This window comes from Flavobacterium aquidurense (assembly GCF_031458035.1).
Classification (GTDB): Bacteria; Bacteroidota; Bacteroidia; order Flavobacteriales; family Flavobacteriaceae; genus Flavobacterium; species Flavobacterium aquidurense_C.
Map to the genome: position 1 here is coordinate 124191 of NZ_JAVDXR010000001.1, position 13854 is coordinate 138044.

Genomic DNA, 13854 nt, shown 5'->3' on the forward strand with positions numbered 1-13854 from the left:
TTCACCCTTAAAAAATCCAAATGATAAAACGAATTTTATTAGCATCAATACTATGTTTTGCCTGTATTCTTTCGGCACAAAATAATGATCTGATTAAAACCGATGGAATCACAACCGAACTTCACAAAAAAAATGTCGGAAAGATTACTTTTATGAATGGAAACACTCCTCTAGATCAATACAAAGAATCTGATTTTCTAAAATCTTTCGAGCTGAAACACAAATCAGACCTAAATATCAGGGTTTTCATGAATAATTCTGTTACAAATTATCTACATCAATTAAATCCTGATTTAACTGCAGAAAAGCTTTTGCAGACAGGAAATCTTCAATTTTCTTTTTATATTGACAACAAGTTTGTTTATAAAGAAAATATTAATTACGGATGTAATTTTGGATCAGCAGGAAACAAAAATACTTCAACAACATTTAGGGTTCCACTTACCAGTTCAAAAGGAGAAGATTGGTGGGCAATGTATATGTGGGACCGATTTAAATTTAATGGCGGAGAAAAAGCTATGACTGAGGGCACACACAAATTAAAAATAGAAATTCGTCCTTATCTTAAAAATAATATTAATGATGATGTCAAAACGGGAAATCTAATCGCAAGCGGAGAAATTCGGCTTATTATAAAAACACCCAAATTAACGACTAAACAAATTGAAATTCAGCCAATAGCATCAAACAGCGATTGGGAAATTTCAAATTTTCCTTTAGATAAAAAGAAAATCGAAAAGCTTAATATTGATATCGCAAATTATAATTTGAAAGAAACAACGAGCGTAGTTGTTATTTATGAAGGAAAGCTTTTGCTTGAAGAATATTTCAATGACGCAAGCAGAACCACTTTACATGATACCCGATCAGCGGGAAAATCTTTTGCCTCTACATTAGCGGGAATTGCGATAAAGAATGGTCATATTAAAAATGAAAATCAGACCTTAAACAAGTTCTATAATTTAAAGGAATTCGCAAATTATGAAGCAAAAAAAGACAGCGTAAAAATAAAAGATTTACTCACGATGAGCTCCGCTTTCGATGGTTCTGATCAAGATGGCGATTCACCAGGAAATGAAGAAAACATGTATCCTACGGATAATTGGGTAAAATTTACTTTAGATTTAGCGATGGATAAATCTAAGACTAATGGAGGCAAATGGGATTATTTTACAGCCGGCACAATTTTATTAGGCGATATTATAAATAAATCAGTTCCTGATGGATTAGAGAAATATGCTGATAAAATGCTTTTTAAACCGTTAAATATAACAAATTATCAATGGCAATATACGCCACAAAAGGTTGCCAATACAGCAGGAAGTCTACAAATGACTTCGCTTGATTATGCTAAATATGCGCAGTTATATAAAAATAAGGGTACTTGGAAAGGCAAACAAATTATTCCAACCGACTGGGTTGAAAAAACGTTAACACATCAAATTCAGATCCCGGAGAGAGACAATGAATTCTATGGTTTTTTGTTTTGGAACAAGACCTTTTCTTTCAACGAGAAAAAGTACGAAGCCTATTATTGTGCGGGTAATGGAGGAAATGAGTTTATAATTTTTAATGACCTGCCTTTGGTAGTTATAATAACTTCAAAAGCCTATAACAAACCCTATGCACATCCTCAAGCAGAAAAAATTGTAGTAGATTATATACTGTCTTCGATAATAAAGGAATAAAATTTGCCGTTTCCTTATTATATACGCCGATAAATCAATTTCAATTTTATGCATAAAAAAAACCGCCAATCTTTCGAGAGGCGGTTTTTATTTTATTCTGAAATAACATTTCCTTTTTTATCATAGAAATGGTATTCTAAGTACGTGTAAGCGTCACGAGGTATGATTTTCACCCATTTCTTATGTTCAAAAAACCATTTTGAACGTAATGATGGAAAACCTTTACTGAGGTAAGCAGCCACAAACGGATGTACATTAAGCACAACTTTATTGTGGATTTTTAAAATTCTGTCCAGATCAGATGCGATTTTGTCAATGATTAAAATTGGCGCTTCAATTTCGCCATTTTCATTGTTTGGATCTTCTTCTCTGGTTTTAATATTAACTTCTGGTCTTACGCGTTGTCTGGTAATTTGAACTAAACCAAATTTACTTGGCGGTAAGATTTTATGTTTTGCTTTATCGTCGCTCATTTCTTCTCGCAAGAAGTCGAACAGGACCTTCCTGTTTTCAGGATTAGACATATCGATAAAATCAACTACGATTATTCCGCCCATATCACGCAGACGAAGTTGTCTGGCAATTTCAGCGGCAGCAATCATATTCACTTCCATGGCTGTGTCTTCCTGATTAGTTGCCTTATTCGAACGGTTTCCGCTGTTTACGTCTATAACGTGAAGAGCTTCAGTGTGTTCGATAATAAGATAGGCGCCTTTACTCATGGAAACTGTACGTCCAAATGAAGTTTTGATTTGTCTCTCTATATTGTATTTCTCGAAAATTGGAGTGTCGTTTGATTGATAAAACTTTACAATCGATTGTTTTGAAGGTGCAATTTCTTGCAGATATTCCTTCGTTTGATGGTACAACTCTTCGTCATCTATCTGAATACCGCTGAAGGTATCATTAAATACATCTCTTAATATCGAAGAAGCTCTGTTAAGCTCTCCTAATACTTTTGATGGATGATGAGCAGTTGGTAATTTTTTACACATTGCAGTCCATCTGCCAAGCAGGTTCTGCAAATCTTTTTCTAATTCGGCTACGTTTTTGCCTTCGGCTACTGTGCGAACAATAACACCAAATCCTTTAGGTTTGATCGATAGAACAAGTTTTTTTAGACGATCCTTTTCCTTTTTGTCTTCTATTTTTTGAGAAATAGAAACACGGTCAGAAAACGGAACGAGAACAATAAATCTTCCTGCCAATGAAAGCTCAGCGCTTATCCTTGGACCCTTGGTCGATATAGGTTCTTTAACAACTTGAACTAAAACAGATTGATTGGCACTTAAAATATCAGTAATGATGCCATCTTTGTCAATCTCTTTTTCAAACTGAAAGGTTTTTAGGGAGAAATCTTTTAATTTACCTGCGCTTACAAGTTTTATGAATTTCAGTTGGGAAGCTAAGTTAGGTCCTAAATCGTGATAATGTAAAAAGGCATCTTTTTCGAAGCCTACATTTACAAAAGCAGCGTTAAGTCCGGCAACTGGTTTTCTTATTTTGGCGATAAAAATATCACCAACCTGAAAGTTGCTTTTCTCTTCTTCTTTGTGTAATTCAATTAGTTTTCCATCTTTTAATAAGGCAAAATCTACGGCTTCAGAACTAGATCTAATGATTAATTCTTTATTCACACTGTAAATTTTTATCCGTGAATTGGTTGTCGGTTGTTTGTTGTCAGTTGTTGGTGAAAACCATCAACCAAAAACCATCAACCATCAACTTCTACAAGGATGGATTAAACAATATTTTTAACAGGTATTGAACCCGGGAGGGAAAGTTTAAATTTCAACTTTTAAATTCCAAATTCCAATTGAATCAATATTGATTTCTTAATTTTTGGATTTTGGATTTTATTTTTTGGAATTTTTGAAATTTCCCAAATTTCAATGAACGTTTAAAAAGAAAAAAGTAGTTTAAAACTACTTTTTCTTTTTGTGACGGTTAGCTCTCGCTCTTTTTTTTCTTTTGTGAGTAGCTACCTTATGTCTCTTTCTTTTTTTACCACTTGGCATATCGTGTCGATTTTATGATTAATTAATAGTATTATTTTGCTTCGTTATTCGTTTTTACTCCTTCTACAAAAACTTTTGCAGGTTTAAACGCAGGAATGTTGTGTGCTGGAATTTTGATAGTTGTGTTTTTAGAAATGTTTCTACCTGTCTTTTCAGCTCTTGTTTTTACGATAAAACTTCCAAAACCTCTTAGGTAAACATTGTCTCCAGTTTCCAATGAAGTTTTAACTTCTTCCATAAAAGTTTCTACTGTTGCTTGAACATCTCCTTTTTCAAGACCTAGTTTCTCTGAAATTTTCGCTACGATATCTGCTTTCGTCATTTTCTTTCCTATTTTATTTTATAAATGGTGTACTATTTTTTTGAGTTTGCAAATATAGGAATTAAAAAAATAATTAATCAAGCTAATTCGTTAAATTTTAATTACATAAACATTTACTTTTGTATTCTAAGTATTTTGCAATGGATTTTCATAACATATTGATAAATTGGTATTTACAAAACAAACGTGATTTGCCGTGGCGAAATACGACCAATCCGTACCAAATTTGGCTCTCAGAAATTATGTTGCAACAGACAAGAGTTGCTCAGGGAATGCCTTATTTTTTCTCTTTTACGGAGGAATTTCCTACTGTGTTTAATTTGGCAAATGCCGATGAAGAGCAGGTTTTGAAACTTTGGCAGGGATTAGGATACTATTCGAGGGCCAGAAATTTGCATAAAACGGCTCAATATGTCGCTAATGAGCTTAATGGGGTTTTTCCCAAGACATATAAAGATTTACTTAAATTAAAAGGTGTTGGTGAATATACTGCCGCTGCGATCGCATCTTTCTCTTATAATGAAGCCGTTCCGGTTGTGGATGGAAACGTATTTCGTGTGCTTTCGCGTTACTTCGGAATAGAATCTGATATTACTTTGCCAGCCACCAAAAAAGAATTTACTGAACTTGCCTTCGAATTAATGCCAAATCATAACCCGGCTCTCTTCAATCAGGCGATAATGGAGTTTGGTGCTTTGCAGTGTGTTCCTAAAAGCCCGGATTGTTCTGTTTGTGTTTTTAATGCCAGTTGTGTGGCTTTGCAGAAAAAGAAAGTGGATGTTTTGCCTGTTAAATCTAAAAAGCTAAAAGTCACCAACCGATTTTTTAATTATTTAATTTTGGAGGATATTCTTGGTAATACTTTAATTCAAAAAAGGACTTCGAAAGGAATTTGGCATAATTTATATGAATTTCCTCTTCTGGAAACTACTGAAATTGTTGGTTTTGATTTTGTTGCAAATGCAATTCAAAAAGACATTTTTTCTTCCTATACTATTATAGGTATAGAAGACTGCAGTCATGCAACGGTAATTCATAAGCTTTCGCACCAGCATTTACATATTCAATTTTGGAAAGTCAAAATCAAGGATGTGATAGTAAATGGCGTGAATACCAGTGAATTAAAGGTTTTTCCGTTTCCGATTGTAATATATAATTTTATAGAAAAGCAGGAAATAATTTGCTAAAAAAATGTATCTTTGGGATAAATACCACCAAAAACTATGAACGGAACATTAAATAAAGTGATGCTGATTGGCCATTTGGGCGATGACGTGAAAATGCATTATTTTGATGGAGGAAACTGCATCGGTCGTTTTCAGTTGGCCACAAATGAAGTTTATATCAATAAAACTACCAATGAAAAAATAACTTCGACAGAATGGCATAATTTGGTTGTGCGCAATAAAGCAGCCGAAATTTGCGAAAAATATTTATCTAAAGGGGATAAAATTTATGTTGAAGGTCGTATTAAATCGCGACAATGGCAAGCTGAAGATGGTACAACAAAATATACCACCGAAATTCAGGTAACCGAATTTACTTTCTTGACAACCAAAAAAGAAACAGGAAATCATAAGCCGCATCACGATACAGAATCCACAAAAAATACTAACTTTGATGCGACTAATGAAGGCTTGCCGGTGAACGATTTGCCTTTTTGATTGTTTAATTAATCTTTTTCAATTTGGACCCAGAGCCCAGTTTATATTTCACTACAAATCTTGACATCAATTTAATAATTGGTTTTGTCGGAATATTTATTTTGCTGTTTTTATCGGCAATTGTTTCAGGTGCCGAAGTAGCATTATTTTCTTTATCTCAAAAAGACATTGACGAAACCTTACAAGAGAATCTTACGAAAGGAAAAATAATTTCGAACCTTCTTGATAAACCTAAAAAGCTTCTGGCTACGTTATTAGTGGCTAATAATTTTTTAAACATCGGTGTTGTTATTTTATTCTCTTTTATAGGGAAAAATATATTTGCCCATATAAGTTCTCCGGTTTTTAAATTTATTTTAGAAGTAATTCTTGTTACTTTTCTGATTTTATTATTTGGAGAAGTTTTGCCTAAAGTTTACGCTAGCCGAAACAATGTGAAATTTGCTAAATTGGTCGCATATCCAATTTCTTTTTTGGATAAATTACTATCTCCAATAAGTTTGCCGATGCGTAGTGTTACGTTATATTTGCAGAATAAACTCGGAAAACAAAAAAATAATTTTTCAATAAACCAGCTTTCTCAGGCATTAGAACTTACAGATTCTGAAGGAACATCAAGTGATGAGCAAAAGATACTGGAGGGAATTGTTTCTTTTGGAAATACAGATACAAAACAGGTTATGAGTCCGAGGATTGATATTTTTGGATTGGAAATTTCGGAAACATTTGAAACTATTTATCCAAAAATAATCGAAAAAGGATTTTCAAGAATTCCGGTTTATCGCGATAATATTGATCAGATTGAAGGTGTTTTGTTTGTTAAAGATTTACTGCCTCATATTGATAAGGAAGAATTTGACTGGACGACCTTGATAAGAGAAGCCTTTTTTGTTCCTGAAAATAAAAAACTGGATAATTTATTGAAGGATTTTCAGAGCCTTAAAAGTCATTTGGCGATTGTAGTTGATGAATACGGCGGAACATCAGGATTAGTTTCCTTAGAGGATGTTATTGAGGAAATAGTTGGGGATATCAGCGATGAGTTTGACGATGAAAACTTGAATTATTCTCAGATAGATGAAAAGAATTTTCTTTTTGAAGGAAAAATCAATTTGAAGGATTTTTATAGAATTGTTGATGTTGATGAAGATGTGTTTGAATCTCATAAAGGTGAAGCTGAAACTTTAGCGGGTTTTATTTTAGAGATTCTAGGGAATTTCCCTAAAAAAGATCAGAAAATTGCTTTTGAAAACTGTGTGTTCACCATAGAAACAGTGGATAAAAAGCGTGTAAAACAAATAAAAGTAACAATAGAATAAAATGTTTAAAAGAATAATTTCTATAACTATAATTTTGCTGACACTGACAGTAGTAAGCTGTAAAGATGACGTATTGCCCAAGCCTGCAGGTTTTCTCCGCTTAGATTATCCGGAAGCAAAGTATGTTAATTTTGAAAATAATTGCCCGTTTACTTTTGAAATGAATGAAGCTGCAACTATTAAAGGTGAAAAAAACTGTGGTTTTGCGATTACGTATCCAAAAATGAAAGCAACGATTTACCTTACTTACAAGCCGGTAAATGGAGATATTAAAAAATTATTGAGAGATGCTCAGAAATTAACTTATGAGCATGTTATAAAAGCTGATGATATTTTAGAACAGCCTTATTTAAATCCGCAGAAAAAGGTTTACGGGATGTTTTATCAGGTTGACGGAAACGCGGCGACAAATTCACAATTTTACGTTACAGATAGTACGAAACATTTTTTAACAGGATCGGTTTATTTTTATGCTAAACCAAATTTTGATTCGGTTATGCCAGCCGCGAGTTATATAAAAAACGATATGCAGCGATTGATGGAAACTTTGAGATGGAAATAAAAAATTAGACATAAAAAAAAGGCATTCAGTTATGAACGCCTTTTTTTTATGCTAAAAATCAAATCTTATTTTAAGAAAAAATCCCAAATTCTGGCAAGTAATTGGAATTTGGAATTTATCCCGTTCCAAAGTTTCGGAATTAGGATTGGAATTTATTTAATTACGATTTTATATTCGAAACTTTATAGGTTTTTCCGTCACCGGTAGCCTGAACAACTTTAGTTAAGTTTTCCTGGTTTTGAATCGTTTTGTCAAATACAACAGTAGCGGTCTTTTTATCAAAATCAACAGTCGCTTTTTCTACTCCTTCAAGGTTAGATAATTCTTTTTCAATTGTTTTTGCACATCCCATTGCGCAAGTCATTCCTTCGATTTCAAAACTTGCCGTTTGTACATTTTCAGCAGCAATTGCTTTGTGTTCTTTTGGAGCTGTTTCTATGGCTTTGATATTCGCTAAATTTTTATCTTCTTCTTTTTTGCAGCTTACCAATACTAAACCTGCAATTGCTAATGTTGCTATGATCTTTGTGAATTTCATTCTATATAGATTTTAAATTTGTCAATAAGTTGATTGCAAAATTAATAAAATTCGAGAGGCTAATTTGTAAAATTATTTCAAATTTGCATTAAAATATGGTTTATGGACGCAAAACAATTAAAGTGGGTTTATCTAGTGGTTCTTTCGCTAATTTGGGGAAGTTCTTTTATTTTAATTAAAAGAGGACTTGTCGGATTGACGGCAATTCAGGTAGGTTCATTCCGAATTATTTTTGCAGCCTTATTTCTATTGATTATCGGCTTTAAAAGTTTGAAAAAGATTTCGCGTCGCCAATGGAAATTTGTTGCCATAACTTCCCTTTTTGGAACTTTTACTCCAGCTTACCTTTTTGCAATAGCAGAAACTGAAGTCGATAGTTCGATTGTTGCGATTTTAAATTCGCTAACGCCTTTAAATACATTAGTTTTAGGAATTCTTATTTTCGGAATTCAGTTTCAAAAAAGACAGGTTTTAGGAGTTTTTGTGGGATTGGCTGGCTGTTTGTTATTGGTTTTAAGCGGTGCCTCCGCGCATCCTGGTCAAAATTATTATTATATTCTATTGGTTGTAATTGCGACACTTTGTTATGCTATAAACGTAAATTTAATCAAGAAATATTTATCCGATTTGAATTCGCTGAGTATTACCACAGGAAACTTTGCGGTTTTATTGATTCCTGCATTGATAATTTTAAGCACGACGGATATTACAAGCAGAATCACTTTTGAGGCCACACAGCATTCAATTTTATTCGTAATGATTTTGGGAGTTTTAGGAACCGGAATCGCGAATGTTTTGTTTTTTAAATTAATCCAAATGTCATCGCCGGTATTTGCAACATCGGTAACCTATTTGATTCCGATCGTCGCTTTCTTTTGGGGATTATTAGACAATGAAATGCTGACGCCAATTCAGTTTTTTGGAGCGTTTATTATTTTGATTGGAGTTTATTTATCTGCTAAAAAATAATAGTAAAATGTTTTTTGTGAGATGTGAAATGTTAATTCATGTCACCCTGAGCGAAGTCGAAGGGCGCAAAGGGCTTCGACTCCGCTCAGCCTGACAAACTGAGAACGCATAAAAAAAGCTTTGTCAAAGTTTAAAACTTTGACAAAGCTAAAAATCTTAGAGCCTTAGCGCCTTAGCGTCTCAGAACCTTAGAACCTTTTCCTTAGAGAAAATCTGCATCAGAAACTCCTTCGTTAATTTTAATATCAGACATTTTAATGTCCAATTCAAAACCAACATTCTGAATGATGTTAAAAGGAACTTTTACACCTTTTACATCTTTGTAATCGTTGAAGTTTGTTATTTGGGTAGACGATTTTCCGTCTTGCTCTCTAACTTTAGATTCTGCTACTTTCAATCCTGATTTTATATCGTAGAAATAAGTCGTTTTTCCGTCTTTAATTGCATATGCATCGCTGCCATTAATTGGCTCGATAGCGTCTATTTTTAGATCAGTTCTTTTGCTTAATTGTAATTCTTCAAACGGAGTTGCACTTGCTTTCATTTCAGCAAGATCAGCGCCTTCAAGATTTTTGCGTTGCCCTTGTTGTTCGATGTAAGCACCTTTATCATTTACCACTTGTTTCATTAAAGTCATCGTTCCCATAGCAAGAGAAACCATCATTTTTCCTTTTGAATCTAATTTTGAAGTAAAACTTAAAGGGGCAGGTGCTTGCGGAATTGTCGTTGTCCCGTTCATAGCCAATGTTTTTACTGTCGAAACTGCTTTTTCACCGCCAATTGCTTTTAGGTAATTGTCAAAAACAGTTTTTGCTGTAACTCCGGCTGGAGCTTCTTTTTTAGTTACAGGTTTCTCAACAGGATTTCCGTATTTATCAAAATAGAAAATCGGAATTTGAAGCTTTTCTAGGCCAGTAATAACGTCTGAACCTTTTCCTGCAATTACGATTCGCATATTGTCCAAAAGGAAATATTTATTGGCAACACGATAAATATCATCGGCAGTAACATTGTTGATTGTCTGAATGTATTTTTCATAGAAATCGGCAGGAAGTTTTTCTGTTTCGATGTTCAATGCATAACGCGCGACAGCTTGTGGTTTTTCAACCTGCATTACAAAACGCCCAATATATCCTGCTTTTACATTTTTCAAAACATCGTCAGATACTTTTTGGGTTCGGATTCGTTTAATTTCTTCTACAAATTGTACAACGGCACTATCTGTAACTGTATTTCGAACAGCAGATGAAGCTTTGAATTTTGTTACATATTTTCCGCTTCCAATACTTGAACTTGCACCGTAAGTCCAGGCATGTTTTTCACGTAAATTCATGTTTAAATAACTATTGAAGTCACCTCCTAAAATCTGATTTGCAATTACAGCAGGGAAAAAATCAGGATCGCTCATTCTCAAATTTACAGTATTTACTAATGAAATTTCAGATTGAACTGCATTCGGAACATCAACAAAATCTATTTGAAGTTTAGAAACATTCACAGGATTTGGATAAGTGTTTTTTGGCGCACTTTGTTTTTTCCAACTGCCAAAAAGCTTTTCTACAGCTTCTTTGGTTTCCTTAAATTTGATGTCGCCAATAATAACTAAATAAGCATTTTCGGGTACAAAATAAGTGGCATAATTTGCCTGAACATCAGCAAGAGTTACGTTTTTAACGGTTTCTTCAGACAGATATTCACCAGCAGGATGATTTCTTCCAAAAGCTAAAACATCAACAACGCGGTTGGCGATTGCGGGAACACTTTTTTCATCGGCTTTAAGTCCTTCCAGTAATTTTGCTTTTTCTTTGTCAAATTCTGTTTGAGTAAAGTTGGGCTGTAAAGCTCCTTCGGCTAAAAGTTCTAAAACGCGCCCTGAATATTTAGAAAGCGAACTTGCATAAGCTCCTGATGAAGTGAAATTAATGTTGGCGCCATAAAAGTCAATTTCTTCGTTAAAAGCTTCTTTGGTGGTTTTTTTAGTGCCGTTTCCAATTAGGCTGCTTGTTAATTCATCGACACCTTTTTTGTTTCCTTCTGTAAAAGGTGCATTGTCGAGGGTAAGATTAAAGCTTACTCTTGGTAATTTATGATTTTCAACTAACAAGACTTTCATACCGTTAGCCAAAACAAAAGTTTGCGGTTTTTTGATGTTGACTACTGGCGAATTGCCTGGTTTTGGTTGTGGACGATCTTGTGCTTGCATAATTCCAGTTAGGAATAAAAGGATTAAAACTGTATGTATTTTTTTCATGACTTGGCGCTCTTAATTTTGAACTTTAGTAGAAGGAATATACTCTAAAACTAAACGTTGATTTGGATTTAGATACTTCTTTGCAACTTCTCTGATTTCTTCTCTTGTAATAGAGTGGTACAAATCAATTTCTGTATTGATAAGATTTACATCTCCATAAAGTAAATAATAAGAAGCCAGGTTTTCTGCAATTCCTTCTACAGTTGCATTTGCGTTCACAAAATTATTGTCGAATTTGTTTTGTAATTTTTCATAGTCTTTTTCAGAAATCAGATCGGTTTGAATTTTTACAATTTCTTCGTCCATTTCTTTTAAGATATCTGCCATCGTATAAGTTCCCATTGGTAAACCATATAAGATGTACATTCCGTAATCTTCCTGACTAAAACCTACGGCACCAATTTGAAGCGCCATTTTTTTATCATCGACAATTTTTTTGTACAACTTTGAACTTTTTCCATCACTTAAATAAGAAGAGATCAAATCTAAAACTCTTGCGTCTCTAGTTTTCATTGAGGGAGTTCTGTAAGAGGCAACTACCATTGGAATTTGAATGTTCGGATCTTCGTAAGTAGCTTTTATAGTCTGATTAATTGGCTCTTCAACAAAAGTTTGCTTTTTAACTACTTCTCCTTTTGGAATTGGGCCAAAGTATTTCTGAACCCACTCTTTAGTTTTGGTTTTGTCAAAATCTCCCGCTACTACTAAAACCGCATTGTTTGGAGTGTAGAATTTTTTATTAAAAGCCTGGAATTCTTCTAAAGTTGCTGCATCAAGATCTTTCATAGAACCGATAGTAGTCCAACGATAAGGATGGTTTTTGAACATATTCTCTTTGACTACAGGTAAAATGTTTCCATACGGCTGATTATCGTAACGCATTCTCTTCTCTTCTTTTACGACCTCATTTTGCGTATCAACGCCAATTTTATTGATAATTGGATGCATTAATCTTTCAGATTCCATCCATAAACCCAACTCTAAACTGTTTGATGGAAAAACCTCGTAATAGTAAGTTCTGTCGTCTGATGTATTGGCATTGTTCACTCCGCCATTTGCGGTAACAATTTTCATCCATTCTCCACGCTTTATATTTTGAGTTCCTTCAAATAATAAATGTTCAAAGAAATGCGCAAAACCAGTTCTGTCCGGACGTTCGTCTTTTGAACCAACGTGGTACATTACAGAGGTAATGACCACAGGGGCAGAAGGATCGTTATGCAAAATTACGTGCATGCCGTTGTCTAAATTGTATTCTTCAAAAGCTACTTTTTGAGCATGAGCCACTCCGCCGAGCATTAGTGCAGCACTTAACATCATTATTGAATTTTTCATAGAGATTAATAATTTGTATTACCTACTAATAAATAGGTAGACAAGAGTTGATTATAGTTACATCAAAAATAAGTTTTTTTACTTATGAATTAGGAATTAGTCTTTATTTTGATGATATTTTAACAATCTTTTACTTCTAATTCTCTTTTTCATGAAGTTAAAACGCCTTGAAAAACAGACTTTAAGAGGAAATAAATATTTTTAGAATAAGAGATTGCACAGTAAATTATTAATTGTATATTTGCAACCTTAAAAATCAATAAATCAATTTGGTATGTATGCAATCGTAGAGATAGCAGGGCAACAATTTAAAGTAAGCAAAGACTTAAAGGTTTATGTTAACCGTTTGGCTAACGAAGAAGGTTCAAGTATTTCATTTGACAAAGTTCTTTTATTAGACGATAACGGAAACGTAACTTTAGGCGCCCCAGCTATAGAAGGTGCTTCAGTAGAAGCTAAAGTGTTACAACACTTAAAAGGAGATAAAGTAATCGTTTTCAAAAAGAAAAGAAGAAAAGGTTACAAAAAGAGAAATGGTCACAGACAATATCTTACTCAAATTGTAATTGAAGGTATTACTGCAGCAGGTGGAACTAAAAAAGCAGCAGCTAAAAAAGCAGTTGTAGCAGAAGATGCTCCGGCAACTGAAGTTGAAGCAGCTCCAAAAGCAAAAAAAGCAGCAGCTCCAAAAGCAAAAAAAGAAGCTACTAAAGAATAATAACAATATTTAAACTCATACGTCATGGCTCACAAGAAAGGTGTCGGTAGTTCGAAGAATGGTAGAGAATCAGAATCAAAACGTCTAGGCGTTAAGATTTTTGGTGGACAAGCTGCTATTGCTGGGAACATCATCGTTAGACAAAGAGGTTCAAAACATAATCCAGGTGAAAACGTTTACATCAGTAAAGATCACACACTACACGCAAGAGTAGCTGGAGTTGTTAAGTTCCAAAAGAAAAAAGATAACAAATCTTATGTATCTATCCTTCCATTCGAAGCATAATCATTAGATTACTTATTATAAAAAACCCGATCTGAAAAGATCGGGTTTTTTGTTTTTCTATATTGTTTGCCACGAATTGCACGAATTATTTTTATTAGGAGCTTCCTGCTGTCCTTCCAATCTTTTGTGCCTCCCGAAGCCTCGGGACCGGCACAAAAGGATTTTCCCTCCCATCAGGGCTAGGG

Annotated in this window: 13 protein-coding genes; 8 read left to right on the forward strand and 5 right to left on the reverse strand. The window is 33.9% G+C overall.

Going from position 1 to position 13854, the window contains the following annotated elements:
* Positions 1–20 precede the first annotated feature (20 nt).
* The gene (locus J2X17_RS00485; protein ID WP_310293668.1) at positions 21–1688 is read left to right on the forward strand and encodes a serine hydrolase domain-containing protein; all 1668 of its coding nucleotides are present in this window, start codon (positions 21–23) and stop codon (positions 1686–1688) included.
* Positions 1689–1780: 92 nt separating this feature from the next.
* Here J2X17_RS00485 and J2X17_RS00490 read toward each other — a convergent pair whose 3' ends face one another.
* Together J2X17_RS00490 and J2X17_RS00495 are read right to left on the reverse strand one after the other, a co-directional pair.
* Positions 1781–3325: an Rne/Rng family ribonuclease gene (locus J2X17_RS00490; RefSeq protein ID WP_310293669.1), complete on the reverse strand. Its 1545-nt coding sequence runs from the start codon at positions 3323–3325 to the stop codon at positions 1781–1783.
* A gap of 412 nt (positions 3326–3737) precedes the next feature.
* Positions 3738–4028 carry an HU family DNA-binding protein gene (locus J2X17_RS00495; RefSeq protein ID WP_007805026.1) on the reverse strand — a complete coding sequence of 97 codons (291 nt, stop codon included), beginning with the start codon at positions 4026–4028 and terminating at the stop codon, positions 3738–3740.
* 140 nt (positions 4029–4168) lie between these two features.
* Here J2X17_RS00495 and mutY point away from each other — a divergent pair, with 140 nt between their 5' ends.
* The 4 genes from mutY to gldD are packed head-to-tail and all read left to right on the forward strand — an operon-like array spanning position 4169 to position 7573.
* Positions 4169–5215, forward strand: coding sequence for an A/G-specific adenine glycosylase (mutY, locus tag J2X17_RS00500; RefSeq protein WP_310293671.1), 1047 nt, complete (start codon positions 4169–4171; stop codon positions 5213–5215).
* A 36-nt stretch (positions 5216–5251) separates the two neighbouring features.
* A complete protein-coding gene (locus tag J2X17_RS00505) occupies positions 5252–5692 on the forward strand; it encodes a single-stranded DNA-binding protein (RefSeq protein ID WP_310293673.1) in 441 nt (146 codons plus the stop codon).
* A gap of 23 nt (positions 5693–5715) precedes the next feature.
* Positions 5716–7011: a gliding motility-associated protein GldE gene (locus tag J2X17_RS00510; RefSeq protein WP_310293675.1), complete on the forward strand. Its 1296-nt coding sequence runs from the start codon at positions 5716–5718 to the stop codon at positions 7009–7011.
* Between the two features lies 1 nt (position 7012).
* On the forward strand, positions 7013–7573 hold the full coding sequence (gldD, locus tag J2X17_RS00515) for a gliding motility lipoprotein GldD (RefSeq protein WP_310293677.1): 561 nt from the start codon (positions 7013–7015) through the stop codon (positions 7571–7573).
* Positions 7574–7733: 160 nt separating this feature from the next.
* Here gldD and J2X17_RS00520 read toward each other — a convergent pair whose 3' ends face one another.
* Entirely contained in the window at positions 7734–8111 is a 378-nt protein-coding gene (locus J2X17_RS00520) for a heavy-metal-associated domain-containing protein (RefSeq protein ID WP_310293679.1), read from the reverse strand.
* Between the two features lie 102 nt (positions 8112–8213).
* On the opposite strand from J2X17_RS00520, the gene J2X17_RS00525 reads away from it, so the two are divergent.
* The gene (locus J2X17_RS00525; RefSeq protein ID WP_310293681.1) at positions 8214–9080 is read left to right on the forward strand and encodes a DMT family transporter; all 867 of its coding nucleotides are present in this window, start codon (positions 8214–8216) and stop codon (positions 9078–9080) included.
* A 202-nt stretch (positions 9081–9282) separates the two neighbouring features.
* Here the strand turns inward: J2X17_RS00525 and J2X17_RS00530 are convergent, their stop codons facing one another.
* Together J2X17_RS00530 and J2X17_RS00535 are read right to left on the reverse strand one after the other, a co-directional pair.
* Positions 9283–11331 (reverse strand): insulinase family protein, encoded by a 2049-nt coding sequence (locus tag J2X17_RS00530; protein ID WP_310293682.1) that lies wholly within the window; start codon positions 11329–11331, stop codon positions 9283–9285.
* Positions 11332–11343: 12 nt separating this feature from the next.
* Positions 11344–12666: a M16 family metallopeptidase gene (locus J2X17_RS00535; protein WP_310293684.1), complete on the reverse strand. Its 1323-nt coding sequence runs from the start codon at positions 12664–12666 to the stop codon at positions 11344–11346.
* 274 nt (positions 12667–12940) lie between these two features.
* On the opposite strand from J2X17_RS00535, the gene rplU reads away from it, so the two are divergent.
* Both rplU and rpmA read left to right on the forward strand, forming a co-directional pair.
* Complete coding sequence (rplU, locus tag J2X17_RS00540) at positions 12941–13384, forward strand: 50S ribosomal protein L21 (protein ID WP_056190314.1); 444 nt, start codon at positions 12941–12943, stop codon at positions 13382–13384.
* 24 nt (positions 13385–13408) lie between these two features.
* Positions 13409–13669, forward strand: coding sequence for a 50S ribosomal protein L27 (gene rpmA, locus J2X17_RS00545; protein WP_017497241.1), 261 nt, complete (start codon positions 13409–13411; stop codon positions 13667–13669).
* Positions 13670–13854: the final 185 nt, after the last annotated feature.

Bases quoted from the DNA above. Each gene is read 5' to 3' on its own strand.
- rplU (WP_056190314.1), top strand. From the start codon at position 12,941: ATGTATGCAATCGTAGAGATAGCAGGGCAACAATTTAAAGTAAGCAAA.
- J2X17_RS00485 (WP_310293668.1), top strand. From the start codon at position 21: ATGATAAAACGAATTTTATTAGCATCAATACTATGTTTTGCCTGTATT.
- J2X17_RS00525 (WP_310293681.1), top strand. From the start codon at position 8,214: ATGGACGCAAAACAATTAAAGTGGGTTTATCTAGTGGTTCTTTCGCTA.
- J2X17_RS00530 (WP_310293682.1), bottom strand. From the start codon at position 11,331: ATGAAAAAAATACATACAGTTTTAATCCTTTTATTCCTAACTGGAATT.
- J2X17_RS00535 (WP_310293684.1), bottom strand. From the start codon at position 12,666: ATGAAAAATTCAATAATGATGTTAAGTGCTGCACTAATGCTCGGCGGA.
- J2X17_RS00505 (WP_310293673.1), top strand. From the start codon at position 5,252: ATGAACGGAACATTAAATAAAGTGATGCTGATTGGCCATTTGGGCGAT.
- J2X17_RS00520 (WP_310293679.1), bottom strand. From the start codon at position 8,111: ATGAAATTCACAAAGATCATAGCAACATTAGCAATTGCAGGTTTAGTA.
- mutY (WP_310293671.1), top strand. From the start codon at position 4,169: ATGGATTTTCATAACATATTGATAAATTGGTATTTACAAAACAAACGT.
- rpmA (WP_017497241.1), top strand. From the start codon at position 13,409: ATGGCTCACAAGAAAGGTGTCGGTAGTTCGAAGAATGGTAGAGAATCA.
- gldD (WP_310293677.1), top strand. From the start codon at position 7,013: ATGTTTAAAAGAATAATTTCTATAACTATAATTTTGCTGACACTGACA.
- J2X17_RS00495 (WP_007805026.1), bottom strand. From the start codon at position 4,028: ATGACGAAAGCAGATATCGTAGCGAAAATTTCAGAGAAACTAGGTCTT.